Origin of the sequence: Rhodococcus sp. NPDC056960 (genome assembly GCF_042674125.1) — a bacterium.
Classification (GTDB): Bacteria; Actinomycetota; Actinomycetes; order Mycobacteriales; family Mycobacteriaceae; genus Rhodococcus_F.
The window spans coordinates 18,490-42,847 of the sequence record NZ_JBHURF010000041.1 but is presented as its reverse complement, the minus strand read 5'-3'; the positions used below and the strand labels follow the sequence as shown (position 1 = coordinate 42,847).

The window sequence follows — 24,358 nt, the reverse complement described above, 5'->3', positions numbered from 1 at the left end:
GGGGACCATGAACGCATCCAATTCGACGACGGGTGTCACCACCCACACACCGGCACGCAGTGTCACGATGGCGGAACTGCCGACGTTGGTCGGTACCCGGCTGGGCTCGTCCGGGACGTTCGTGGTCACGCAGGATCGCATCGACACCTTCGCCGAGGCCACCGACGATCGCCAGTGGATTCACGTCGACCGCGATCGTGCGCGGACCGGACCGTTCGGCACCACGATCGCGCACGGTTACCTCACGCTCTCGCTCGCGGTTCCCCTGCTGTGGGAGATCTTCGAGGTCTCCGACTGCGACCAGGTCGTCAACTACGGGCTGAACAAGGTGCGGTTTCCGGCACCCGTTCCCGTGGATTCGACACTCAGCGCGGTCGCCGACCTCGTGGCCGTCGAACCGTGCACCGGCGGATATCAGGCCACCATCGCCCTCACCTTCGACGTGGCGGGCGGCAGCCGTCCGGTCTGCGTCGCGGAGATACTGCTGCGATTCCTCACCGGTTAACCTGATGGAGTGGTCGACGAGGAAGCACGCTATCGCACCCTGGGGGAATTGATCCGGCGACAGCGGGAGCTGGCCGAGCTCCCGATGCGGCAGTTCGCTGCGATGGTCGGCATCTCCAATCCCTATCTCTCCCAGATCGAGCGCAACCTCCGCGAGCCGAGCGAACGCGTCCTCGACGCGATCGCCGAGCATCTGCAGATGTCGACCGACATGCTGCTCGGGCAGGTCCGGAACGAACCGCGAGCCGTGTCCGGGGTCGTCACCGCGATCGATCGGGACCCCGACCTGACGAACGCACAGCGCAAGGCCCTCACGGAAATGTACGAGGCGTTCCGTGAGGTCACCCGCGGCAAGCGCAAGCGAGGAAGGCCGGCCGCGGGCGACGACTCGAACGTCGACGACTGACCGGCCCCCGGCATCCGGCCTACTTCAGCAGTTCACGAGCCGCCGAGGTCGCCGCACCGCTCACCTTCCGCACCAGCGTGGCCTGAGCACCGGTGACGGTGCCGATCCACTCGAAGCTGCTGGCTTCGCCGAGGGTGGTGTGGAAGTCGAGGCCGCTGTCGAGGGCCTTCTCGTATACGTCGAGTGACAGGTTGCCCGCCTTCTTCGCGGCATCGACGAACTGCGAGCCGACGGACGAGATCTCCGTCTTTGCGCTGGCGGACTTGGGATTCGGGGTGGGCGTGGTCATGGCGGTCTCCTTCGCGACTGATTCGTTAGCAAAATAGCATGACGATTGCTAACGCGCCAGGCTCGGCGACGGACCGCCCGTCGGCTAGCCCGCCGGTGGACCGAGGTGACGGACGAGGAATTCGGTCTCGTCCGCGACAACCCGCTCGAACAGGGCGTCGAAGTAAGGGTCGAAATGACCGCCCGGATACAGGTGCACCTCGGCGCCGGGGGTCCTGGCCGCGGCCTTCTGCGCACTGCGGGTGAACGTGACGACGTCGTGATCGGCGATGGCGAAGAAGACCGGGCACGCGATCTTCTTCACCGTCGTCGTCGGCCGGTACAGCGCCGCCTGCAACGCCACCCGCCCGGGGGTTTCGTTGCGCCACGTCGACCCTGGCGGGTCCATCCCGTGATATCCGGCCTCCGCGTCGGGCGTGGTCATGGCCGCGAACGATCCCGGCGGACCGACGACGGGGAACATGTACGGCGGACGACGGCGCAACTGGGCGTACCGGTCTCGCAGGTAGGCGACGGCCATGTGGCCCAGTCCGGCCACGCCGAGGCGCGGAAGGTTCGTCAGACCGTCGACGTACGGGACCTGCGACACGACCGCGGCCACCCGCCGGTCCCGCGCGGCCGCCGTCAGAACCAGCCCGCCGGACAGCGACGTCCCCCAGAGCGCGACCCGGCCGGAGTCGAGGTCCGGGCGACTCCGGACGTAGGAGATCGCGCTCTGCCAGTCGTCGAGCTGACGGTCGATGTCGAGGAGTTGCCGGGGCTCTCCCTCGCTGGCACCGAAGTAGCGGTAGTCGAACACCAGCGCCGCGATTCCCGCGGCGGCGAACCGCTCCGCGAAGGCGTCCAGACGCTGTTCGCGGACTCCGCTCCAGCCGTGGGCGAGCACCACACATGCTGTCGGCGTCGAGGTGTCGGACGCTCGGTGGTACAACCAGGCGGCGAGCCGCTGTCCGCGGGAGGAGAACCAGACGTCTTCGCGGCGGACGTCGGGACACGACCGATCGGCGTCGACGGGTGTCGGCGAAGGATTCATGGGGGGCGCTTCCGAGAGGTGTGGGCACCGTCCAGTCTGGCGTCCTCGGCTCGGCGTCGGCAGCCACCCTAGGGTGACGAATCATCACCCTAGGGGTGAAAATCAGCCCTCGAGAGCAACTTTCATGCGCTCGAGGGTCTGCCGCATTCCATTCTGCATGAGCTGGTCCCGGTTGCTGCCCAGCACCTTCGACTTCTGCACCAGCCGCACCCACCAGACGGGCGTCGCGTAGATCTCCCGGGTCTCCGTGACGCGGGTGCCGGTTCCGGAGGGTTCGAGGTGATACGTCCACCGCGACTTCGGCTCGTCCGCCTCGAACGAAAACTTCTGTTCCGGAATCACGTCCACGACGGTGCAGTGGGTCTTCCAGCGCACCGGCCCGTGCCGGTTGGCGCCGACGAACCGCGCCCCCACCGTCGCCGGGGTGCCGGACCGCCACCGAGCCCCGGTGTTCTCGGGGCTGAAGCGGCCCATGCCTTCCACGTCGGTGACCACATCCCACACGGTCGCAGGCGGGACGTTGATCAGGATGCTCGCGCTGTCCACGGCTACCGTCCCGGGATCCACTGCAGCGCCTTCACGAACGGCGGCATGATCTTGGCCCACACCTTCGGCGACAATCCGCGCGGACCGCCGAGGTTGAGGATGCGGGTGGTCGCGATGGTCTGCGGTTCGGTGTACTTGAGCAGTCCGTCGTCGCCGTGGCGGCGGCCGACGCCGGACACTCCCATGCCGCCCATCGGCGCGCCGGTGCTGCCCCACGCCGGGGCGTACCCCTCGTCGACGTTGACGGTGCCGGCGTGGATCCGCGCGGCGATGGCCTCGCCCTCCGCCTTGGTGCCTGCCCACACGCTGGCGTTCAGGCCGTATTCGGTGTCGTTGGCGCGGTCGATCGCCTCGTCCACGTCGGCGACGGGGTAGATGGAGACCAGCGGCCCGAACGTCTCGTCGCGGTAGCACTCGGCGTCCTCGGGAACCCCGGTCAGCACGGTCGGCTCGTAGAACAGGGGCCCGAGGTCGGGGCGCGCCTTGCCGCCTGCGACTACGGTGGCGCCCTTGACGACGGCGTCGTCGACATGGCTGGAGACGGCCTTGACCTGCGCCTCGGAGACGAGGCTGCCCATTTCGATGCCGAAGTCGTAGCCGGCGCCGAGCTTCATGTTGCGGACGCGTTCGCCGAACATGCGGGTGAATTCGGGGGCGATGGATTCCTCGACGTAGATCCGCTCGATCGAGATGCACAGCTGCCCGGAGTTGGAGTAGCAGGCGCGGATGGCGGCGTCGGTGACCTCGCGAAGGTTCGCTCCGGCGGTGACGATCATCGGGTTCTTGCCGCCGAGTTCCGCGGAGAAGCCGATGAGGCGGCGCCCGGCCTGCTCGGCGAGCAGCTGACCGGTCGCGGACGACCCGGTGAACATCAGATACTCGGTGTTCTCGACGAGGGCGGTGCCGACCACCGACCCCGGTCCCGGGACCACGGCGAATAGGTCGCGGGGCAGACCCGCCTGGTACAGCAGGTCGACGCAGGCCAGGGCACAGTACGGGGTCTGGCTGTCGGGCTTGAGGACCACGGCGTTGCCGGCGAGGAGCGCGGCGACGGCGTCGGACACCGCGAGGGTCATGGGGTAGTTCCACGGCGAAATGACGCCGACGACGCCCTTCGGCTGGTACCGCACCACCGTCTTGGTGAGGCCGGGGAGCATGCCGGAGATGCGGCGCGGACGCAGCAGCTTGGGGGCGACGCGCGCGTAGTGGCGGGCGGTCATCGAGATGTCGAGGACCTCCTCCTGCGCGGCGGCACGGGACTTGCCCGTCTCGGCCTGGGCCATGTCCATCAGGGCGTCGCGGTTCTCCAGCACCAGGTCGCGGTAGCGGTGGAAGATCGCGGCGCGTTCGGTGACCGGGCGCTTGGCCCATTCCTTCTGCGCCACCCGGGCACGCGCGACGGCGTCCTTGGCGTCCTGAGCCGTGCCGACCGGGACGGTGGCCAGTTCCTTGCCCGTGAACGCCTCGACGACGGACCGCGTCGGGCGATCCGCCGCGTCCGGGATGGCGATGAGATCGGCGAGCCGCGCGAACGTGGCGGCGGTCGGAACAGGCATGTCGTACCCCTACTGGTTAGTAGTTTTTGCGGTTACACATAACTTACCCGCTCGGTGGGCTGTGTCACAGGGGCGGACGGATCAATGACGCTCCTCGAGCCCGACCGCGTCCCGCAGCTTCTCCTCCGCTTTCCTCAGCTCGGGGTCGTCCTGAGCGGACGAGTCGAGCAGGGCGGCGAGGGCCTCGGCGATGACGTTGAGTTTCTCCTGCAGCGCCTCGGCCGAGCGCCGGCCCGCGTTCTCGAGCAGAACCACGAGCAGCAACGTGAACACGGCGCCGATGGTGTGGATGGCGATCTGCCACTCGTGGAGGTCCTTCCACAGCGGAATGCTGACGACCCACAGGACCACGACGCCGGCGCAGATCCCGAAGAACGGCGCCTGGCTGACCCGGAGTTCGATCTGCTCGACGAACTTGTCGAACGTCGACCGTTGATCGGTGCGCTGCTCGCGTGCAGCCTTCGCACTGCGTTCCATCTTCGGAGTCTAGGCTCAGCCACTACTCCCGATATGCCCGTTTCAGCACATATGCCCGTTTTCAGCACATCACGACGTTGAGCGCGAGACCTCCCGTCGATGTCTCCTTGTATTTGGCGGACATGTCGAGGCCCGTCTGCCTCATCGTCTCGATGACGGTGTCGAGGGAGACGACATGGCTGCCGTCGCTGCCCAGGGCCATCCGGGCCGCGCTGAGTGCCGTGACCGCCGCGATGCCGTTGCGTTCGATGCAGGGGATCTGCACGAGCCCGCCGACGGGGTCGCACGTGAGTCCGAGGTGGTGTTCCATCGCGATCTCGGCGGCGTACTCCACCTGCGCCGGCCGCCCGCCGAGCACCGCGCACAGTGCCCCGGCCGCCATGGTGCACGCCGATCCGACCTCACCCTGACAGCCTGCCTCCGCTCCCGAGATGGACGCGTTCGCCTTGACCAGCGATCCGATGGCCGTGGCGGTGAGCAGGAACGCGCGGATGTCCGGCCTGCCGTCGGCGAGGAACTGCTCGTAGTACCGGCCGACGGCGGGGACGATCCCGGCGGCCCCGTTGGTGGGTGCGGTGACGACGCGCCCGCCGGCGGCGTTCTCCTCGTTGACGGCCATCGCGTACGTCTGCAGCCAGTCGATGGCATCGTGGCCCCCGGATCCGAGTCGCCGGAACAGGCCGGGCGCCCGCCTCGCGACGTCCAGTCCGCCCGGCAGCCGGCCCTCGGTGGACACCCCGGCGTCGATGCACGACACCATGGCCGACCAGATGCGGTCGACCGCCTCCGGAATCCGCTCGGCACCGATCAGCGCGGCCTCGTTCGCGTCCGCGACGTCGGCGATGCTCGTCCCGGTCTCGTCGCAGATCGCCAGCAGCTCACCCGCGGTCGTGAACGGGAACGGAACGGCGGGCCGGTCCCTGATCACGGGCTCGGCATCCTCCGGGACGACGAACCCGCCGCCGACCGAGTAGTACACCCGGTCGGCGACGGCATTACGGTCCGCGTCGAACGCCCGCAGCCGCAAGGCATTGGGGTGCAACGACATCCGGGTCAGCGGCGCGAACACGACGTCGCGTTCCCGCACGACCACCGGGTGCCGCCCGCCGAGGAGAACGGTGGCCCCGTCGCCGAGCCGTCGCCACGCACCCCGGACCTCGGCGGGGTCGCACGTCTCCGGCCGGGAGCCGGCCCACCCGGCGACGACGGCATCGGGCGTTCCGTGCCCGATGCCGGTCGCCGCCAGGGCGCCGTAGAGGACGCATTCCACCGACTCGATCCGGCCGAGTCGACCGGACCCGTGCAGTTCGTCGACGAAATCCGCTGCCGCGCGCATCGGGCCGACGGTGTGCGAACTGCTGGGACCGATGCCGAGCGAGAAGAGATCCGTCAGGGAGACGTACGCGCTCATGCCCAGTTCGCGGTCTGCGTGAATCCCGCGGGCCGTTCCGCCTGCAGGCGCAGCAGCTCACCGCGGACCTCGGTGTCGAGCGCGACGTCGAGGACCGTCCACGCGAGGGCCGTCGCACCGTCCAGGATCGCCGCGTCGGCCGCGGGAGTGGCTGCGGCGTCGGCGAAGTCGGCGTTGTGCGGGACGGCGGTGCTGCCGAGGACGGCGATCGCGGGATGGATGGCCGGCATCACCTGGGACACGTTGCCCATGTCGCTGGAACCGCCACCCAGCGAGGCGGACGTCAGCTCGCGACCGGTGGCCTGCAGGTTCCGGTCCCAGATCGCCGCGAGCACCGGGTCCTGGACCATCGGCGCGTACGGCGGTTCCGTTGCCGCGTAGGTCCATTCGCATCCCGTCGCGAGTGCGCCCGCCTCGAAGCAGGCGAGGACGCGTTCCTTCACCTCGCGCCATTCCGCGATCTCCGGTGCACGCACCTCGACCTGCACGACCGTCCGGGCCGGGATGATGTTGGTGACCTCGCCGCCGTGCGACACGAACGCGTTGACGCGCGTCTTCGCCCGGAACTGCTGACGGACCAGTCCGAGGGCGTTCAGTGCGATCGTCGCGGCGGCACCGGCGTTGATCCCGTGCTCGGGTGCGCCGGCGGCATGGGCGGCGCGGCCGGTGAACGTGACCTCGAACCGGTCGACCGCCTGCATCCACAGCGAGGCGCATGGCATGTCCGTTCCCGACGCGCCGTGGACCATCAGGGACAGCGTGGCATCCTCCCACGCACCGGCTTCGAGCATGGGGATCTTGCCGCCGCCGTGCTCCTCGGCGGGCGTGCCGAGGAGCTTGATCCGGAGACCGGCGTCGTCCGCGACCGCCGCGAGCGCGAGGGCCGCGCCGACACCGGCAGCGGCGATCATGTTGTGCCCGCACGCGTGTCCGACCTCGGGCAGTGCGTCGTACTCGGCGCAGATCGCGACGGTGAGGTCGCCGCTGCCGTAAGTCGCTTCGACGGCCGTGTCGAGCCCGTACACCCCGACCGTGGTGTCGAAACCGGCGTCCCGGAGAGCGTCACCGACGAGCGCCGCGGCGCGATGCTCCTCGAACGCGATCTCGGGCGCGTCGTGGATGCGGTGGCTGAGTTCGAGCAGGCCGGCCTCGTGGCTCCGGAGTACCTGCGCCGCAGTCTCCTTCAGCGATCCGGTACGCGCGTCGGTGATGTCGCCTGCGGAGGTGGCGAGAGTCATGGGTGGGTTCCTTCCTGGAAGTTGAGAACGACGATCACGGAGCGACGACAGCGCCACGCAGGGGCGGGGCGACGATGTCGCCGGGAAGCGGTGAGTCGTACGGGGTCTCGGACGTGCGGGTGGTGAACTCCTTGCGCGCCGAGGCCAGCAGTTCGGCGTCCGTCAGGAGGTCGACGGCGGTCGCGGCCATGATCTTCGCGGCGTGGATCATTCCCTTGTGCGCGGCGGGAAGCTTGCCCTGTGCGACCATCTGCCACGAGTGGGCGGCGGTGCCGACGCCGACGCACGCGGTGGCGCACTGCACGAGCGGTGTCACCCAGCTGACGTCGCCGAGGTCGCTGGAACCGGTCATCGTCGGCCGCGGCGAGCGCGCGTCGAACGTGGCGATCCCGGTGTGCAGAGCGCTGCCGTCGCCCTCGAATTCACCGCCGAGCGTGCTCGCCGTGCGCCCCGACGCCGTCTTCGTGACGAACGCTTCGGCGGACGCGAGGTCGCCGGCGTCGAAGGGGACCGGCCCGAGTTCGCGGAGCCGCTCCTGCATCGAGTCCTCGAGCACGACGTTGGGCAGGATGTCGGAGCAGCCGCCGTCGATCTCGATCTCGACGGACGTCTCGGTCATCAGCGCGGCACCTTCGGCGATCTTCGTCACGCGGGCGAACAGCTCGCGCATGCCGGCCACGTCGGGCGACCGCACCAGGTAGTACGCCTCGGCGGTCGCCTGGACGACGTTGGGTGAGCGGCCGCCGGTGTCGAGGATCGCGTAGTGGATCCGGCAGTCGGACGGCATGTGCTCCCGCAGGAAGTTGGTGCCCACGTTCATCAGTTCGAGGGCGTCGAGTGCGCTGCGTCCCCGTTCGGGGGACACCCCGGCGTGCGCGGCGATGCCGGTGAACCGGACGTACGCCTGGATGTAGGCGAGCGTCCGGATCCGTTGCACGGTAGTGGTGTCACCGGGGTGCCACGACACGGCCGCGTCGACGTCGGCGAATCCACCCTCCTTGACCATGAACGTCTTTCCCGCTGCCGCCTCTTCCGCAGGACAGCCGTAGTAGCGGACGGTTCCCGGGAGCCCGTTCGCCGCGAGGTACCGCTTGACCGCGGTCGCGGCGAGGAGGGAACCGCCGCCCAGAAGGTGGTGCCCACAACCCTGCCCGTTTCCGGACTCGTTGCCGGGATCCGGTTCCGGCACCGCGCTTCCCGACTTCTGGCTGAGCCCGGCGAGGGCGTCGTACTCGCCGACGATCGCGATCACCGGCGCACCGCTGCCGGCCTCGGCGCTGAACGCGGTCGGGATACCGGCGACCGACCGGGTGATCGTGAACCCCTCCGATTCGGCGACGGCGATCTGCGCGTCGACGGATGCGTGTTCCTCCCACCGCAATTCGGGGTCGTCCCAGATGGCGTCGCTCAGCGCGGAGTACTGCGGGCCGAGTTCGTCGATGGCAGCGAGGAGATTCGGGTCGATTGACACGGGTGGTCCTTTCGTTCGGGGTAATGGGGGATGTCAGGCGCGCACTTGCTCGTCGCCGGCAACCGGCGCGGTGTCGTTCTCGGTGGCCGGCGCGGGTGTCCGCAGTTTCCGCGCCAGGAGGGCCGTGGCGACGCACAGCGCCGCGCACACTCCCCACACCACGTGATACGCACCCAGCGAGGGGATCTGCTTGCCGGCGGCGGTGAGCGACGGGGTGACCATCGACGACATCAGGAGCGCGAACACGGCGCCGGCCACCGCTCCCGCGGCGGTCCGGGACGTGTTGTAGAGGCCGGACGCGATGCCGACGGAATCCGGCGGGGCCTGCTGCACGATGACGGTGGGCAGCACCCCGACCACTACTCCGCCGCCGAGCCCCGCGACGACCAGCCACAGGGCGAACGTCACGGGGGTCCCCGGCACGAAGATCATCAGCACGTAGGCGACCGCCGCCAGGACCGCGCCCAGTGCGAGCGATCCGGGCACGGTGAGCGCCGATCGGGCGAGCCGGTCGCTCGCCGACGCGCCGACGAACATGGCGAGCGCGAACAGCGCCAGGATCAGCCCGGTGATCGACGCGGTGACGCCCATCCCGTAGCCGTTGGTCGCCGGGGTGGCGCGGAGGAACAGGGCGCTGGGGGTCTGGACGCCGAACAACTGTGCGCCGAACAGCAACGCCATCAGCATCGGTATCCGCATCCCACCTCCGACGACCTCGAGATCCACGAGGGGGTGCCGGACTCGTCGTTCCACGAACACCCACAGGACGAGAACCGCGGTCCCGACCCCGATGGCAGACCAGGTCAGGGCGCTCGTCCAACCCCAGGTGCTCGCGTTGGACACCCCGCCCAGCACACCGAGCAGACCCACCGTGAGCAGTACCGCACCTGCCCAGTCGACGGTGCCCGCCTTGCGTACGGTCGTTTCCGGGACGAGGAAGTACACCACGGCCAGGCAGATCGTCATGAGGACGGCGGGAACGAGGAGCACGACCTTCACGTCGTCGATCACGGAGTCCAGGAGGAACCCGGACAGCAGACCGCCGACGGCGGCGCCCAGCGTCAGCGACCCGACGAGGCGGCCGATGCTCCGGCCCGCCGTGGCGGCGTTGCGGTCCCGCACGATCGCGAACTCGAGCGGAAGAAACGCCGCGAGGGGTGCCTGCAGGGCCCGGCCGACGAGCAGCCAGGCGAACGACGGCGCCAGCGCGACAACGAACGAACCGAGCGCCACGGACGTGGTGGCGACGACGAGAAGACGCTTGTGCCCGAAGAGATCACCGAGTTTCGCGATCAGCGGGACGCAGGCGGCCGTTCCCAGCAGATACATCGCGCTCACCCAGTTCAATGCTGCGGACGACGCGTCGAAGCGTTCGCCGATGGCGGGGAGCAGCGGGGAGAACCACCCCTGCAACAGACCGCTGGCGAACTCCATGACCACGAGGAATCCGACCGCTGCCGTGGCCGCGTCGCCTCCCCGGATGTGTCGCGAAGAACTCATGTCGACTCCAAGAGGATGAGTGGAAAGTGACTGGTGGAAGAGTGACGCCCCCTGGATTCCGTCGTGTAAATTTGCAGCATTCTCGGCAATGAAGGACAGGACATGCAGGATTACGAGCCAGATGACGTCGATTTCGCGCTCATGCATGCATTGCAGATCGAACCGCGGGCATCCTGGAAGGCGCTGGCACCGATCCTCGCCGTCGACCCGGTGACGCTGTCGCGGCGGTATCAACGGCTCCGTGACGCCGGTCTGATCTGGATCACCGGCTACGACGCGGGGGTGCCGGGGCGCGGCGCCCTGATCGAAATCGACTGCGCACCCGGTCGATCCGTCAGCACAGCGCAGGCGATGGCGGACGATCCCATGGTCTCCGGCATCGACTTCACCGCGGGTGGGCGCGACCTCCTGCTCACGTTGATGGCGGAGGATTCGGCGGACACCTCGCGATTTCTGCTGCATCGGCTCGGGGAGTACCCGGCGATCCGGCGGGCCCGCACCCACCTCATCACCGAGGTGCTGTTCGAGGCCGGGAACTGGCGCTTGCGCACCCTGTCCGCGGCGCAGGCCGCGCAGGTTCCCGGCGCCAGAGCGCCGCGCCCCCGCGCCGCGCGGACGGTCTCCCCCGCCCTGAAACGCGTGATCCACCACGAACTCGGCCTCGACGGCCGCGCACCGGCCACGGCGATCGCCGAGCGCGCCGGCGTCAGCAACCAGCGCATCACCGACGCGATCGCGACGATGCGGCGGGACGGTTCCCTCCGGCTGCGCACCGACATCGCCCGGGCGTACTCCGAGTGGCCGATCTACGCGTGGTACTTCATGCAGGTTCCCGCTCCGCTGGTCGAACGGCTGCGCACGTCGCTCGGCAGGATCGAGGAGGTGCGGTTGGCGGTGCTCGTGGCCAGCGAATACAACCTCATCATGGCCGTGTGGTTGCGCACCCTGAACGACGTCCACCGGTTCGAACTGCTACTCGAGAAGCTCCTGCCCGGGGCACGGGTGGCGGATCGATCGGTGGTCATGCAGATCGGGAAGCACCTGGGACACATCCTGGACGACCAGGGACGCGCCACGGGTCCCGTCGTGTCCATGACGCCGCCGACCGAAGCCTGACGGATTCTCAGACGGTCCTCAGAAACGTCACAACTCGACGTCCTATCGTTGCCGCGGCAAACAACCCCACGGGAGGACACGACATGAACGTTTCACGAGCACGTCTGCACTTCGGCATCGCAGCGGTCGGCGCAATCTCCGCCACCCTCCTGCTCCCCGCTCTCGCCTCCGCCGATCCGGTCGACTCCGATTCCGGCCGCCTCGTGAACTCCACCTGCAGCTTCGCGCAGATCGATGCGGCGATGCACGACGTGACCCCGCAGCTCGCCGCACGCCTGGACCAGGCGCCCGAGCGGAAGGCGCAGCTCGCGGACTTCTTCTCGAAGTCGCCTGCCGACCGCCAGGCCGTCCTCGACGCGCATCCGCAGCTGAAGAGCCGCCTCGAGACGGTGCCGACGGAGGGACCGGCGGTCGAGTGGCGCGCGAAGGCGCTGACGATCGCCGACACCTGCGGCAACTACTGACGCACCCTCAGCCGGGGCGGACCACCCGCAGGACCGTCCGCCCCGTGTCGAGGCGGCGGATGTTGTCGGTGATGTCGCCGACGCGTCCGACGAACGTGTGGTCGGTGACGCCCGACGAGTGCGGCGTCATCAGGACGTTCGGCAGGTCGCGGAAGGGCAGCGCACTGGGCGCACCGGCACCGTCGGCGTCGGGGTACGAGTACCAGACGTCGATGGCCGCAGCCGAAATGCCGCGTGCGGCCAGCGCGTCGAACAGCGGCTGTTCCTGCACGAGCGGTCCGCGTCCGACGTTGATCAGCACGCCGTCGGGCCCGAGCGCCCCGAGTTCCGCGGCGCCGATCATGCCGCGGGTGTGGTCGTTGAGCGGCGCCGACACCACCACCACGTCGGATTCCGACATCAGGCGGGTGAGCGACGTGTTGTCCCCCGCCCACGCGAGCCCCTCGGCGCCCGCGTCGAGGGTGCCGCGACCGGTCACCGCGCAGCCGTCGGCGCCGAACGCGCGCAGCAGGTTCCACGCCCGACTGCCGATGTGGCCGAAGCCGACGAATCCGACGCGGGCACCGCGCATCGACCGGGACTGCGCGAGGCCGTCGTCGTACACCGAGGTGGCCCATCGGTCACCGCGCAGCGCACGATCCTGAGCCAGGAACCCGCGGCGCAGCATCAGCGCCGCCGACACGATGTACTCGGCGATGGAATCCTCGTGGTGAAAGGTGTTGGCCACCACGGTGTCGGCGGGGAGGGCGGCGAATTCCACCTTGTCCGTTCCCGCGCCCGCCACGTGCAGCAGGCGGAGTTTCGGCGCAGCCGCCGCCATCGCGGCGGTGAACCGGCCGCCCACATAGACGTCGGCGTCGCTCAGGTCGGCGACGATCGCCGCCTCGTCGAACGCCCGATGCCAGGACACCACAGCCCCCGACGGCAGACCGGATTCGAACAGGTCCCGGTGCGGCAGCAGGTTCCGGTCGCCGACGACGACCTTCATCAGGCGCGCACCAGCGCGGGCTTCTTGCTGTCGAACGTCCAGTTCGGCACCAGGAACTGCATGCCGACCGAATCGTCGCGGGCGCCGAGACCCTTCTGCCGGTACAGCTCGTGGGCGGCCTCGACGCGGTCCATGTCGAGTTCCACACCGAGACCCGGCGTCGTCGGCACCGTGAGGTAGCCGCCGTCGATCTCGTAGGGCGCCTTCGTGATCCGCTGACCGTCCTGCCAGATCCAGTGCGTGTCGATGGCGGTGATGTCGCCGGGCGCCGCCGCCGCGACGTGGGTGAACATGGCGAGGGACACGTCGAAGTGGTTGTTGGAATGCGAACCCCACGTGAGGCCCCACGCGTCGCACAGCTGCGCCACCCGGACGGAACCGTTCATCGTCCAGAAGTGCGGGTCGGCGAGCGGGATGTCGACGGCGCCGGAGCGGATGGTGTGCCCCATCTCGCGCCAGTCGGTGGCGATCATGTTGGTGGCCGTGGGCAGTCCGGTGGCGCGCTTGAACTCGCTCATCACCTCGCGGCCGGAGAAGCTGCCCTCGGGACCGACGGGGTCTTCGGCATACGCGAGAACGTCTTTCAGGCCGCGGCACGTCTCGATGGCCTCGGACAGCAGCCAGCCGCCGTTCGGGTCGAGGGTGACCCGCGCGTCGGGGAACCGTTCGGCCAGTGCCGTGACCGCGGCCGCCTCGTCGCGGGGTGCGAGCACACCGCCCTTGAGCTTGAAGTCCGCGAACCCGTACCGGGCGTGGGCCGCCTCGGCGAGTCGCACGACGGCATCGGGGGTGAGGGCCTCCTCGTGCCGCAGGCGCAGCCAGTCGTCCGACTCCCCTTCGCCCGACTGGTAGTCGAGGTCGGTCTTGTTCCGGTCGCCGACGAAGAACAGGTAGCCGAGCGCCTGCACCTTCTCGCGCTGCTGTCCGTCGCCCAGGAGGGCCGCGACGGGGACGCCGAGGTGCTGCCCGAGAACGTCGAGGAGCGCCGACTCGACCGCGGTGACCGCGTGGATCGCGATCCGGAGGTCGAACGTCTGGTTCCCGCGGCCGGCGGCGTCCCGGTCGGCGAACGCGCGGCGCAGGTCGGCGAGCACGCCGTTGTACTCGCCGATGCTGCGCCCGGTCACGATCGCGCGGGCGTCCTCGAGGGTGCGGCGGATCGGCTCACCGCCGGGCACCTCACCGACACCGGTGTTGCCGTCGGAGTCGGTGAGGATCACCAGGTTCCGGGTGAAGTAGGGGGCATGCGCGCCGGACAGGTTCAGGAGCATGCTGTCGTGGCCCGCGATCGGGACCACGCGCATGTCGGTGACCACCGGGGTGCTCGATGTACTCATTTCCGAAAACCTTCCTTCACAGCGCAGCGCCGCCCGTGAGGCGCCTCACAACGAAAACTCTAAGTGGCTCGATTGATACATGTCCAAGACTTGTTGAGCATCGACCGATGCAGACTCTGCATCACAGAAGTTGTTGCCCGATCAGCATCACCGCACCCACACAGGACACGGCGATGGACGCCCGGCGCAGGCGAGCCGCGTCCAGGTGACGGTTCACGAACCGTGACGCCACGTAGCCGAGCACCGTCGCCGGGATCAGCATCAGGAACGCCACCGCCGACTCGCGGTGCACCGACCCGGTGACCGCGAGAACGGCAACCGACAGCGACGAGCCCACCAGGAAGAACGCGCTCATGTTGCCGCGCAACTGGGCGCCCTTCGCCCCCTGCATCACCAGGGCCATCGGTGGACCGCCGATCGACGTGGCCGTGCCCAGCAGACCCGACGCCGCGCCCGCGACCGCGAGGTTCCGGCGTCGGGGCGGCGGCGCCCAGCCCAGCGACGCGAACACCACCCCCGCCAGCACCACGGCCGCCAGCAGCAGCGACAGCCCCCGTTCCGGCAACGACACCAGGAGCAGCGCCCCCGCGATCGTGCCCGGCACCCGACCGGCGAGGGCCCACCCGGTGCCGGTCAGATCCAGGGCCTCGCGCTCCCGCCACACCACCATCACGGTGACGACCGTCGCCGTCATGATCAGCGTCCCCGGCAGCAGACTCGGATCGACGAGCGCGACGACGGGTGCCGCGAGCATGCCCATCCCGAACCCGATCGACGCCTGCATGCAGGACGCGAGGAACACCGCCGACGCGATGATCGCGAACTCGGCCCCGCTCACCCGACCATGACCGGGACGCCGAGTGCGACCGGGCGTCGTGGGTGATGGCATTCGGCGACGTGGCCGCTCTCGCGCTCGTCGACCGCCGCCGGCGGAACGGTGCTCGCGCAGATGTCCGTCGCGTGGGCGCAGCGGGTGCGGAACCGGCAACCCGACGGCGGGTCGAGCGGGGAGGGCACCTCACCGTCGAGAATGATGCGCCTGCCCCGGGATTCGGCGTCCAGTTTCGGCGCCGCCGACATCAACGCCTCGGTGTACGGGTGGGCGGGGCGGTCGAACACGGCGTCCGTCGCACCCGTCTCCACGATCCGGCCGAGATACATCACGGCGACGCGGTCGGCGACGTGCCGGACCACGGACAGGTCGTGGGAGATGAACACGTACGAGATGCCGAGTTGCTTCTGCAGGTCGTTGAGCAGGTTGAGCACCTGCGCCTGCACCGACAGGTCGAGCGCCGACACGGGTTCGTCGCAGATGACGACGCTCGGGTTCAACGCCAGCGCGCGGGCGATGCCGAGACGCTGACGCTGACCGCCGGAGAACTCCTGCGGGTACCGGTGCTCGTCGCTGGGCCGCAGACCCACCAGGTGCAGGAGTTCGCGCACCCGGGCCGCCCGGTCACGGCTCGTCTTGTACATCGTCTTGTGGGTGCGCCACGGCTCGGCGATGATGTCGGCCGCCGACATCCGAGAGTTGAGCGACGCGTACGGGTCCTGGAACACCATCTGCACCCGGCGGCGCAGGGCCAGCAGATCCTTGCCCTTCAGGGAGAACGGGTCGACGCCGTCCCACGTCACCGAACCGGAGTCGGGCCGCTCGAGCATCATCAGCGTGCGGGCGAGAGTGGACTTGCCGCAACCCGATTCGCCGACGAGTCCGAGGGTCTCGCCGCGGGCCAGGTCGAGGTCGATGCCGTCGAGCGCGCGCAGCTGATTCTTGCCCGCCTTGTTCGCGGGCACCTTGAACGTCTTGGTGAGGTCCCGCACCTTCAGGATCGACTCGGACATGTCAGACCTCCTCGGGGAAGTGGCAGGCGGAACGCCGGCCTGCGGCGACGTCGGCGAGCGGCGGGCGGGTGGTCCGGCACAGGTCGCGGGCCAGCGGGCAGCGCGCCTGGTAGACGCAGCCGGACGGGATGGAATGCAGATCGGGTGGGGTGCCGCCGATGGACTTCAGGTCCTCGCCGCGGACCGCGTGCACCGGAACCGAATCGAGCAATCCCTTCGTGTACGGGTGCTGCGGCGAGGAGAAGACCTCGGCGACCGGCCCGGTCTCGACGACGTTGCCCGCGTACATGATCGCGACCCGGTCGGCCTCCTCCGCGACCAGCGCCAGGTCGTGGGTGATGAGGATGACGGCCATGTCGTGTTCGGTGCGGAGGTCCCGCAGCAGCGACATGATCTGGGCCTGCACCGTGACGTCGAGTGCCGTCGTCGGCTCGTCGGCGAGTAGCACCGTGGGACTCAGCGCGACCGCCATCGCGATCAGCAGTCGCTGCCGCATGCCGCCGGAGAACTGGTGCGGGTAGGAATCGACCCGCGACTCCGGTTCGGGAATCCCGACCCGCTGCATCAGCGAGACCGCTTCCCGGCGAGCTTCTTTCGCGGACATGCCGCGGTGGATCCGGAACGGCTCGGCCAATTGTTTGCCGACGGTGTACACCGGGTTGAGCGCGGTGAGCGCGTCCTGGAACACGATGGCGAGTTCGGTGGCGGCGAGGGTGCGGCGGGTCCGGGCCTTGGCCGTCACCAGGTCGACGTCGCCGAGGTGGACCGAACCGTCCGTGACGTCGGCGATCGGTTCGAGCAGGCCGACCAGCGCCTGCGCGGTCATCGACTTGCCACACCCCGACTCGCCGAGCAGCGCGAGCGTCTCGCCGCGCCGGGCGGTGAACGACACGTGGTCGACGGCGCGGACGGTGCCCGCGGGGGTGCGGAGGTCGACCGTCAGGTCGGCGACCTCCAGTGCGACGCGGTCGGTGTCGGCGATGCCTCGGGTGTCGACGGCCGGTGCAGGTGCACTCATGAGACGACCTTTCGGGTGGGGAACAGCCGGGAGCGGCGCGACCGCGGGACGGTCAGGCGCCAGCGCTGGGCGGGGTCGGTGGCGATCCGCGCCCACGCGGCGAGCACGGTCGCCGACACGGTGGTGATCACGATGGCGAGACCGGGGAAGAACGACAGCCACCACGCCGTCTGCAGGTAGGTGCGGCCCTGCGACACCATCAGGCCCCAGCTGATCTCGGGCGGCTGAATGCCGATGCCGAGGAAGCTGAGCGAAGACTCGGCGAGCATCACGTAGCAGAAGTCGAGGGTCGCGACGGTCAGCAGGGTGGGCAGCAGGATCGGGAACACGTGCCTGCGGATCACCGCGCCGCTGCGGGCACCGAAAGTGCGTGCGGCGTCGACGAACAACCGGCTCTGCAGTTCCGCCGATTCCGCGCGGGCGGTGCGCAGGTAGATCGGGATTCGGGTGATCGCCAGCACCAGAACGATGTTCGCGGCGCTCGGTGAGAACACGTACAGCACGACGACGGCCATGAGCAGCGACGGGAAGCTCATGATCACGTCGGCGACCCGCATCGCCGTCGTCTCCCGCCAGCCGCGGTGGTAGCCGGCCCACATGCCGATGAGCGACCCGATGATGCAGGACAGTGCGACCGCGGGCAGCGCCACCAGGAGTGTGGTGCGGCACGCGACGATCAACCGGGCCAGCATGCTGCGGCCCAGCGGATCGGTGCCGAGGATGTTCATCCATCCGTTGGCCACGTCGAACGGCGCGAGGGTGGACCGGTCGAGGTTCTGATCGGTCGCGGCGTCGCCGACGAGCCACGGGCCGAAGACGGCCACGAGGAACACGAACACCAGGATCGCGGCCGCCGTCGTGGCCATCCGGTCGCGCAGGAGCAGACGCCACAGCGGGGTCTTGCTCCGCGGTGGCCGCGGCGGGACGGCGTCGTCGGCGGGATCGGCGAGGTCCGGGGTCTCGCCGGGGCTCGTGAGGGCCTCGCCGGCCCCGCCCAGGCGGGGAGCGTTGTCTATGGACATGTCGGCGGCCTCCTAGACCTTGGTCTTCTCGCGCACACGCGCGTCGAGAAGCGCGTAACCCGCGTCGATCAGGATGTTGAGAACGAAGATGCTGACCGCGGTCAGGAGCACGGCCGCCTGCAGGACCGCGAAGTCGCGCTGCAGGATCGCGTCGATCATCAGTTTGCCGATGCCGGGCCATCCGAAGATCGCCTCGACGACGACGGCGCCGTTGACCAGGCCGACGGTGAGGTCACCGGCCACGGTCAGCGCCGGGGCGGCGGCGTTGCGGAGGGCGTGATGCGTGACGACCCGCAGGTCGCCGGCGCCCTTGCTGCGGGCAAGACGTACGTATGGTGCCGACAGCGCCGACACCATCGCACCACGAACCACCTGCGTGAGCACGCCGAGCGGACGGATCAGCAGCGTCGCGATCGGCAGGATCCACGACAGCGCGCTACCGGTGCCGGACGTCGGGAGCACCCCGAGCACGACCGCGAAGATCCACACGCCGGTGATCGCGAACCAGAAGTCGGGGATGCTGGCCGCGGTCATCGACAGCAGGCTGGAGATCCGGTCGGCGAGCGAGTTCGGCCGGTACGCCGCCCAGCAGCCGATCACGACGGCGCCGATGATCGCGAGCAGCATCGTGAAGAACGCCAGTTGCAGGGTGGCGGGGAACGCGCGCAGGGCCATCGTCGCGGCGGATTCGCCGGTCCGCAGCGACTCCCCGAAGTCGAGGTGCGCGACCCCCGACAGGTAGTCGGCCATCTGACTCAGGACCGGCTTGTCGAGGCCGTTCTCGGCGGCGAACTCGGCGCGCTGGTCCGGTGTCGCGGACACCGGCAGGTAGAGGTTGGTCGGGTCGCCGGTGAGCCGGGCGAGCAGAAACACTCCGAAGAGCACGACGAGCAGGGGGACGAGGCTGGTATAGATCCGACGACGCAGGAAGGCGAACATCGCTCACCGCCTTCGGATCGGGTGCGGATGGGACATCATGGTTCCTCCGGGTGGGCTGGGAAGAGGGCTAACCGTTCGCGGGTGCGTCCGCGTGCGTCATCTCGCTCAGGCGCATCTCGTCGCCGGTCGCGGAGTTGGGGGTGTAGGCCACGGTCGGGGACTTCGCGAGGACACCGTTCATGTGAGCGATGTACGCGAACTGCCGGACGTCGTTCGGTTCGTTCGCCAGGACGGCGGCGAACGCGTCCTGCCGGGCTTCGCCGACCGCGTTCTCGGCCGCATCGATCTGCGCGTCGTAACCGGGGGTGCCGAAGTAACTCTGGTACCCGTCGCTGCGCATGTACTGGTCGACGGTGAACTGCGCGTCGCCGGCCTGGTTGCCGTGCTGGATCACCAGCATCACCGGCCCGCTCTGCGGGTACGGCCGCACCTGGTACTGCAACTGCGCGGCCGTGTCCATCATCTCGATCTTCACGTCGAGTCCCGCCTTGCTCAGCGAATTCTGGATCACCTCGACGGTCTCGTTGATCTTGGGGAACTGCCCGGTGCGCCCGATCAGCCGGATCTGCCGGTCGACGGGCACACCGTCGGCCTTGGCCTCCGCCACGAGCTGCGCGGCGCGGTCGGGGTCGTACGGCGTCGGTTCGAGGTCGGGATCGAACCCGACGATGCTGCTCCCGACGAGTTGCCCGGCCGGCTCACCGAGACCCTGGAACAGGGCCTTGACGATGCCGGCCCGGTTGACGGACAGGTCGATGGCCTCCCGGACGCGGTAGTCGTCGAGCGGCGCCTGGGTGCCGTCGATGCGCAGCGCGGTGGTCTCGTTGTTGGGATATGCGGCGCCGAGGTCGCCGGCACCGTCCTCCGGGCCGAGGGACGTGGCGAGTTCGGCCTCGCCGTTCACCACCATCGCCGCCCGCACGCTGCCCTCGGTGCGCCACTGGTAGATCGCCCGCGCGTACTCGGGAGCCGTACCCCAGTAGGTGTCGTTGCGTACCAGGGACAGTCGCTGCCCGTGGTCCCAGTAGTCGACCTTGTAGGGGCCGGTGCCGATCGGGTCGCGCACCTTGTCGTCGGGGCTCGTCGTCGTCGGCACCATCTCCACGAAGGAGATCCGCAGCGGCAGGATGGGATCGGCGGCCGGGGTCTCGACCGTCACCGTCATCGGGTCGACGGCCTTCGCGACCAGTGCGTCGTCGCCGAAGACGTAGCCGTCGACGTCGCAGCCGATCGACGAGTTGACCGTCCGGTCGATGGAGAACGCGGCGTCCTCGGCGTCGAACGCGCTGCCGTCGCTGAACGAGACTCCCGGGTGGATCCGGAACGTCCACACGGTGGGCGAGGTCTGCACCCACGAATCGGCGAGCTTGGGTTCGAGGTCGCCCGTGTCGGCGTTGCGCTCGACGAGCGGTTCGGTGATGTTCGAGCGCACCACGACGCCGGTGGACGTGAGGGACGCGTCGCACGGTTCGAGCGTGGGGGGCTCCTGCGGGAGCACGATGCGCAGGGTGTCGGGGCTGGCGGCATCGCTGTGGCTCGAGTTGGCCACCGAGCAACCGGTGACCAGAGCCGGCACCGTGATTGCGGCGGTGGCCGCGACGACGACGCGATAACGGGTTCCCTGCTGCAGCGAACGTGCAGGGCTCATGGTGTCCTCCGTAGGGATGTGTCGTACTCGACGCGAGTGAAGAGGGCCCGCCTGTGACGGTAGACACACGCTATGAGCGGCCCGGAGGGGCGTCAACAGCGGGAAACGGCGCGAAACCGTCCGTGAGGGCAGTCACAGGCACATTCCGGGGAGAGCGCGATCACTCCCGCACGTCTCTGACCGGCACGTTCGGGACACTTCGGCATCTGCGCACGTCAGCGGGCCGGCAACCCATGCAGTTTGGGTATCGATCCATGTTATTTACGTGTTGGACAGCCGTTCCGAGCGCCGCATACCGTACGGGTAACCGGCGGTGCGTAGAGTCGTGCCGCCACTCGTCAGGAGGCACGATGGTGACCGCAGAGGCGTCCGTGAAAGAAGCTGCCGTACAGACCGTTTCGGGCGGTCGCGTCCTGAAGGTCGGGCCGCTGAAGCCGTCCCTCGCCGCAACGCTGTCGGAGAAGTACGACGCCCTCGACCTTCCCCTCGGCGACGGCCGCGCCGACTTCCTCGCCGAGCACGCCGACGCCGTCACCACCGTCGTGACGTCCGGCCGCACCGGCGTCGACGCCGTGCTGATGACCGCCCTGCCGAACCTCGGCGCCATCGTCCACTTCGGAGTCGGTTACGACACAACCGATGTCGCGCTCGCCGAGGAACTCGGCATCGGGGTGAGCAACACCCCAGACGTCCTCACCGACTGCGTCGCCGACACCGCCCTCGGCTTGCTGATCGACACCCTCCGCGGATTCTCCGCCGCCGACCGCTTCGTGCGCGCAGGCCGGTGGCCCGCCGAAGGCAACTCACCCCTCACCCGGAAGGTGAGCGGCACCCGCGTCGGCATCGTCGGGCTCGGCCGCATCGGCTCCGCCATCGCCGCCCGGCTCACCGGCTTCGGATGCACGATCTCCTACCACAATCGGCGCGAGGTGCCCGATTCCCCGTTCGCGTACGTCGATTCGGCGGTGGAACTCGCGGCCGGGGTCGACGTGCTGATCGTCGCCGCCGCCGGAGGCAAGGGCACCGCGAAGCTGGTCGACCGCGACGTCCTCGAGGCACTAGGCCCCGACGGCTACCTGATCAACGTGGCACGCGGAAGCGTCGTCGACGAGGACGCACTCGTCGAACTGCTCACCGAGCGCAGGCTCGCCGGCGCCGGACTGGACGTGTTCGCCCGGGAACCGCAGGTCCCCGAGGCGCTCCTCGCACTCGACACCGTCGTCCTGCTTCCCCACGTCGGAAGCGGCACCACCCAGACCCGGGCCGCGATGGAGGCCCTCACCCTGCAGAACCTCGACGAGTACCTCGCCGACGGCACCCTCACCACCCCCGTACTCGAGCCGAGGTCACGATGAGCGTCATTCTCAGCTACGCCCCGACGGTCGAAGGCCGCGGGGCACTGTCCTTCGGTTTCGCCGAAGCCCGCATGCGCGCAACCGATCTCGTCGTGATCGCCGACGGCGACAGCGCCTCGGATTCCGGGTTCGACGCCGAATTGCTCTCTGCCCGAGAAGAAGCGGACGCGGCCGGAGTCGACTTCTCCGTCGCACGCAACGAACCCGACCGCTCCCACGCCGACAACCTCATCGATGCGTCCTACGACTCCGCGGCCGAACTTCTCGTCCTCGGCATGCGACGACGCTCCCCCGTCGGCAAACTCCTCATGGGCAGCGTCGCCCAGCGGGTCCTCCTCGAGGCGCAGTGCCCGGTGGTCGGGGTCAAGCCGCCCGTCGCGGCCGAGGTCTGAACCATCCGCTCGTAGCGCCCGAACCGCGGCGAATCGTGTCGTGACCGCTGTACTCTTCCCGGCACGTGCTATGAGAGGACTGCCGATGCGTCTGTCACCGTTCGCCAGAATCGGCCGGCGGGCGGCCGTCGCCACCGGCGCATTGCTACTCGCCACCGCGGCGGCCGCGTCCCCGTTCGCCGCGGCCGTCCCGGTCACGGGCACGCTCTACGTCACCGAGAACGGCACCGGTTCCGTCCTATCCCTGCCCGCCGCCGGTGGCACGCCCGCCGCGATCGCCACCGGCATCAGCGGACCGGGCGGGATCGCGGCGACGCACGACACCCTGTTCGTCACCGCCGGGGCCTCGGTCGTGTCGGTGCCCGCGGCGGGCGGCACTCCCACCACCCTCGCCACCGGGCTCGGCAACGCCTTCGATGTGGCGGTGTCCGGCGGAACGCTGTACGTCACCGAATTCGACGCAGGCACCGTGGTCTCGCTGCCTGCCACCGGCGGTACGCCCGTTCCCGTCGTCGCCGGTCTCGAGCAGCCCGTCGGGGTCGCCGTCTCCGGCGGCACCCTGTACGTCACGATTGCCGGCGACGCGTCACCGGGCAGCGGTTCGGTGGTCTCCGTTCCCGTCGCCGGGGGCACGCCCACCACCCTCGCGACCGGACTCTCGCTTCCGGCGGGGATCGACGTCGCCGGAGGCACCCTCTACGTCGCCGTTGCCGGCGACGGTACCGTGGTGTCCCTGCCCGTCACCGGCGGCACCCCCACCGTCCTCACCACCGGTCTCACCCGGCCGTTCGGTCTCTCCGTCTCCGAGGGCACCGTCTACGTCGCCGCCGCGGGCGACTCGGGCGCGGTGAACGGCACGGTGGTCTCCCTGCCCGCTACCGGCGGCAGCCCCACCGTCCTGGCCGCGGGCCTCGACGAGCCGTTTTCCGTCACCACCGCCGCGTCGAATTGCACAGGATCACTGTGCATTCCGTTCGGCAGCTAGCCGACGCTCGGCGAACCCGCGCCCGGGTCACCGAGTTCTCCGCCCGGGTGCAACTCCACCGCACCGACCCCGGCCCGCTCGGCGTGATGGACGAACTCGGCGCCCGGACCGAAGAACAACCGGGGGCGCACGGCGTCGAGGCCGAGCGGCCACAGCGTGCCGAAGTGGATCGGCACCGCCAGGCCCGCCTCCACCTGCCGCGCCACGACCGCGGCCCGGGGCGGGTCGAGATGCCCCTTGCCGAGGGTCGGACCCCAGCCCCCGACCGGTAGCAGCGCGACGTCCACCGGGCCGACGTGGTCGGCGAGGTCCGGGTACAGGTCGGTGTCGCCGGCGAAATACGTCCGCCGGTCCCCTTCGACGACGTACCCGACCGCCGGCGCGACCTCCGGGCCGCGCCGCCAGCGCCGGCCGTCGTGACGCGCGGGCACGGCGCGCACGGTGACCGTGCCGATCCTCGTCTCCTCGCCGGGCCGCAGCAGCACCAGGCGGTCCGCGAACTGGCGCAGCGCGGGCAGGCCGTCGACCGCCCGCCACGGGGCCACGATCGGGACGTCCGGATCCAGCAGCCGCAACGACGGCAGGTGGGTGTGGTCGGCATGCAGGTGGGAGAGCAGAACGGCGTCCGGGTTGCGCACGCGCGGCCCGATCGGAGAGGGCCCCCGGCGGCGGCGCAGGTGCGCCACCCGGTCGGCCAGCACCGGATCGGTGAGGACGACGGTCCCCCGGTCCGCGATCAGCGCGCTGGCATGCCCGAGCCAGCGCACACCGAATGCGGCGGCATTCGAACCCGGAGTCGCGCTCACCACCCTTACGATT

Annotated in this window: 25 protein-coding genes; 7 read left to right on the top strand and 18 right to left on the bottom strand. The window is 69.6% G+C overall.

Annotated features, from left to right (window positions below; all coding sequences use genetic code 11):
* Window positions 1–7: 7 nt before the first annotated feature.
* Together ACFTWF_RS40795 and ACFTWF_RS40790 are read left to right on the top strand one after the other, a co-directional pair.
* A complete protein-coding gene (locus ACFTWF_RS40795) occupies window positions 8–505 on the top strand; it encodes a MaoC family dehydratase (protein ID WP_378466766.1) in 498 nt (165 codons plus the stop codon).
* Window positions 506–514: 9 nt separating this feature from the next.
* The gene (locus tag ACFTWF_RS40790) at window positions 515–910 is read left to right on the top strand and encodes a helix-turn-helix domain-containing protein (RefSeq protein ID WP_378466765.1); all 396 of its coding nucleotides are present in this window, start codon (window positions 515–517) and stop codon (window positions 908–910) included.
* Between the two features lie 19 nt (window positions 911–929).
* On the opposite strand, the gene ACFTWF_RS40785 is transcribed toward ACFTWF_RS40790, so the two are convergent.
* The 9 genes from ACFTWF_RS40785 to ACFTWF_RS40745 form a co-directional block, all read right to left on the bottom strand.
* On the bottom strand, window positions 930–1,199 hold the full coding sequence (locus ACFTWF_RS40785) for a hypothetical protein (protein ID WP_378466764.1): 270 nt from the start codon (window positions 1,197–1,199) through the stop codon (window positions 930–932).
* Between the two features lie 84 nt (window positions 1,200–1,283).
* The gene (locus ACFTWF_RS40780) at window positions 1,284–2,231 is read right to left on the bottom strand and encodes an alpha/beta hydrolase (protein WP_378466763.1); all 948 of its coding nucleotides are present in this window, start codon (window positions 2,229–2,231) and stop codon (window positions 1,284–1,286) included.
* 102 nt (window positions 2,232–2,333) lie between these two features.
* Entirely contained in the window at window positions 2,334–2,777 is a 444-nt protein-coding gene (locus ACFTWF_RS40775; RefSeq protein ID WP_378466780.1) for an SRPBCC family protein, read from the bottom strand.
* 2 nt (window positions 2,778–2,779) lie between these two features.
* Complete coding sequence (locus ACFTWF_RS40770; RefSeq protein ID WP_378466762.1) at window positions 2,780–4,333, bottom strand: succinic semialdehyde dehydrogenase; 1,554 nt, start codon at window positions 4,331–4,333, stop codon at window positions 2,780–2,782.
* 81 nt (window positions 4,334–4,414) lie between these two features.
* Entirely contained in the window at window positions 4,415–4,810 is a 396-nt protein-coding gene (locus ACFTWF_RS40765) for a low affinity iron permease family protein (RefSeq protein ID WP_378466761.1), read from the bottom strand.
* A 61-nt stretch (window positions 4,811–4,871) separates the two neighbouring features.
* Window positions 4,872–6,221: an L-serine ammonia-lyase gene (locus ACFTWF_RS40760; protein ID WP_378466760.1), complete on the bottom strand. Its 1,350-nt coding sequence runs from the start codon at window positions 6,219–6,221 to the stop codon at window positions 4,872–4,874.
* On the bottom strand, window positions 6,218–7,459 hold the full coding sequence (locus ACFTWF_RS40755; protein ID WP_378466759.1) for an amidohydrolase: 1,242 nt from the start codon (window positions 7,457–7,459) through the stop codon (window positions 6,218–6,220). The genes ACFTWF_RS40760 and ACFTWF_RS40755 overlap by 4 nt, the downstream gene beginning before the upstream one ends.
* Before the next feature lie 34 nt (window positions 7,460–7,493).
* Window positions 7,494–8,930, bottom strand: a complete 1,437-nt coding sequence (locus tag ACFTWF_RS40750; RefSeq protein WP_378466758.1) for an amidohydrolase — start codon at window positions 8,928–8,930, stop codon at window positions 7,494–7,496.
* Window positions 8,931–8,963: 33 nt separating this feature from the next.
* Entirely contained in the window at window positions 8,964–10,430 is a 1,467-nt protein-coding gene (locus tag ACFTWF_RS40745; RefSeq protein WP_378466757.1) for an MFS transporter, read from the bottom strand.
* A gap of 102 nt (window positions 10,431–10,532) precedes the next feature.
* Here ACFTWF_RS40745 and ACFTWF_RS40740 point away from each other — a divergent pair, with 102 nt between their 5' ends.
* Window positions 10,533–11,546 (top strand): Lrp/AsnC family transcriptional regulator, encoded by a 1,014-nt coding sequence (locus ACFTWF_RS40740; protein ID WP_378466756.1) that lies wholly within the window; start codon window positions 10,533–10,535, stop codon window positions 11,544–11,546.
* Window positions 11,547–11,629: 83 nt separating this feature from the next.
* On the top strand, window positions 11,630–12,010 hold the full coding sequence (locus ACFTWF_RS40735; protein WP_378466755.1) for a hemophore-related protein: 381 nt from the start codon (window positions 11,630–11,632) through the stop codon (window positions 12,008–12,010).
* Window positions 12,011–12,017: 7 nt separating this feature from the next.
* On the opposite strand, the gene ACFTWF_RS40730 is transcribed toward ACFTWF_RS40735, so the two are convergent.
* From ACFTWF_RS40730 to ACFTWF_RS40695, 8 genes are all read right to left on the bottom strand, one after another.
* Window positions 12,018–12,998 (bottom strand): 2-hydroxyacid dehydrogenase, encoded by a 981-nt coding sequence (locus ACFTWF_RS40730; RefSeq protein WP_378466754.1) that lies wholly within the window; start codon window positions 12,996–12,998, stop codon window positions 12,018–12,020.
* The gene (gene gudD, locus ACFTWF_RS40725) at window positions 12,998–14,335 is read right to left on the bottom strand and encodes a glucarate dehydratase (RefSeq protein WP_378466753.1); all 1,338 of its coding nucleotides are present in this window, start codon (window positions 14,333–14,335) and stop codon (window positions 12,998–13,000) included. Before gudD ends, ACFTWF_RS40730 begins: the two co-directional genes overlap by 1 nt.
* 121 nt (window positions 14,336–14,456) lie before the next feature.
* Window positions 14,457–15,173 (bottom strand): sulfite exporter TauE/SafE family protein, encoded by a 717-nt coding sequence (locus tag ACFTWF_RS40720; RefSeq protein WP_378466752.1) that lies wholly within the window; start codon window positions 15,171–15,173, stop codon window positions 14,457–14,459.
* The gene (locus tag ACFTWF_RS40715) at window positions 15,170–16,180 is read right to left on the bottom strand and encodes an ABC transporter ATP-binding protein (protein WP_378466751.1); all 1,011 of its coding nucleotides are present in this window, start codon (window positions 16,178–16,180) and stop codon (window positions 15,170–15,172) included. The genes ACFTWF_RS40720 and ACFTWF_RS40715 overlap by 4 nt, the downstream gene beginning before the upstream one ends.
* A 1-nt stretch (window position 16,181) precedes the next feature.
* The gene (locus ACFTWF_RS40710; protein WP_378466750.1) at window positions 16,182–17,198 is read right to left on the bottom strand and encodes an ABC transporter ATP-binding protein; all 1,017 of its coding nucleotides are present in this window, start codon (window positions 17,196–17,198) and stop codon (window positions 16,182–16,184) included.
* Window positions 17,195–18,220: an ABC transporter permease gene (locus ACFTWF_RS40705; RefSeq protein ID WP_378466749.1), complete on the bottom strand. Its 1,026-nt coding sequence runs from the start codon at window positions 18,218–18,220 to the stop codon at window positions 17,195–17,197. Before ACFTWF_RS40705 ends, ACFTWF_RS40710 begins: the two co-directional genes overlap by 4 nt.
* Window positions 18,221–18,232: 12 nt before the next feature.
* Window positions 18,233–19,159 carry an ABC transporter permease gene (locus tag ACFTWF_RS40700; RefSeq protein ID WP_378466748.1) on the bottom strand — a complete coding sequence of 309 codons (927 nt, stop codon included), beginning with the start codon at window positions 19,157–19,159 and terminating at the stop codon, window positions 18,233–18,235.
* A 67-nt stretch (window positions 19,160–19,226) separates the two neighbouring features.
* Complete coding sequence (locus tag ACFTWF_RS40695; protein WP_378466747.1) at window positions 19,227–20,807, bottom strand: ABC transporter substrate-binding protein; 1,581 nt, start codon at window positions 20,805–20,807, stop codon at window positions 19,227–19,229.
* A 350-nt stretch (window positions 20,808–21,157) separates the two neighbouring features.
* Here ACFTWF_RS40695 and ACFTWF_RS40690 point away from each other — a divergent pair, with 350 nt between their 5' ends.
* The 3 genes from ACFTWF_RS40690 (at window position 21,158) to ACFTWF_RS40680 (ending at window position 23,539) form a co-directional block, all read left to right on the top strand.
* The gene (locus ACFTWF_RS40690) at window positions 21,158–22,162 is read left to right on the top strand and encodes a 2-hydroxyacid dehydrogenase (RefSeq protein ID WP_378466746.1); all 1,005 of its coding nucleotides are present in this window, start codon (window positions 21,158–21,160) and stop codon (window positions 22,160–22,162) included.
* Window positions 22,159–22,554 (top strand): universal stress protein, encoded by a 396-nt coding sequence (locus ACFTWF_RS40685; RefSeq protein ID WP_378466745.1) that lies wholly within the window; start codon window positions 22,159–22,161, stop codon window positions 22,552–22,554. The genes ACFTWF_RS40690 and ACFTWF_RS40685 overlap by 4 nt, the downstream gene beginning before the upstream one ends.
* An 85-nt stretch (window positions 22,555–22,639) precedes the next feature.
* Window positions 22,640–23,539 carry a hypothetical protein gene (locus ACFTWF_RS40680; RefSeq protein WP_378466744.1) on the top strand — a complete coding sequence of 300 codons (900 nt, stop codon included), beginning with the start codon at window positions 22,640–22,642 and terminating at the stop codon, window positions 23,537–23,539.
* On the opposite strand, the gene ACFTWF_RS40675 is transcribed toward ACFTWF_RS40680, so the two are convergent.
* Entirely contained in the window at window positions 23,536–24,345 is an 810-nt protein-coding gene (locus ACFTWF_RS40675) for an MBL fold metallo-hydrolase (RefSeq protein ID WP_378466743.1), read from the bottom strand. The two genes, ACFTWF_RS40680 and ACFTWF_RS40675, sit on opposite strands and share 4 nt — an antisense overlap.
* Between the last annotated feature and the right edge of the window lie 13 nt (window positions 24,346–24,358).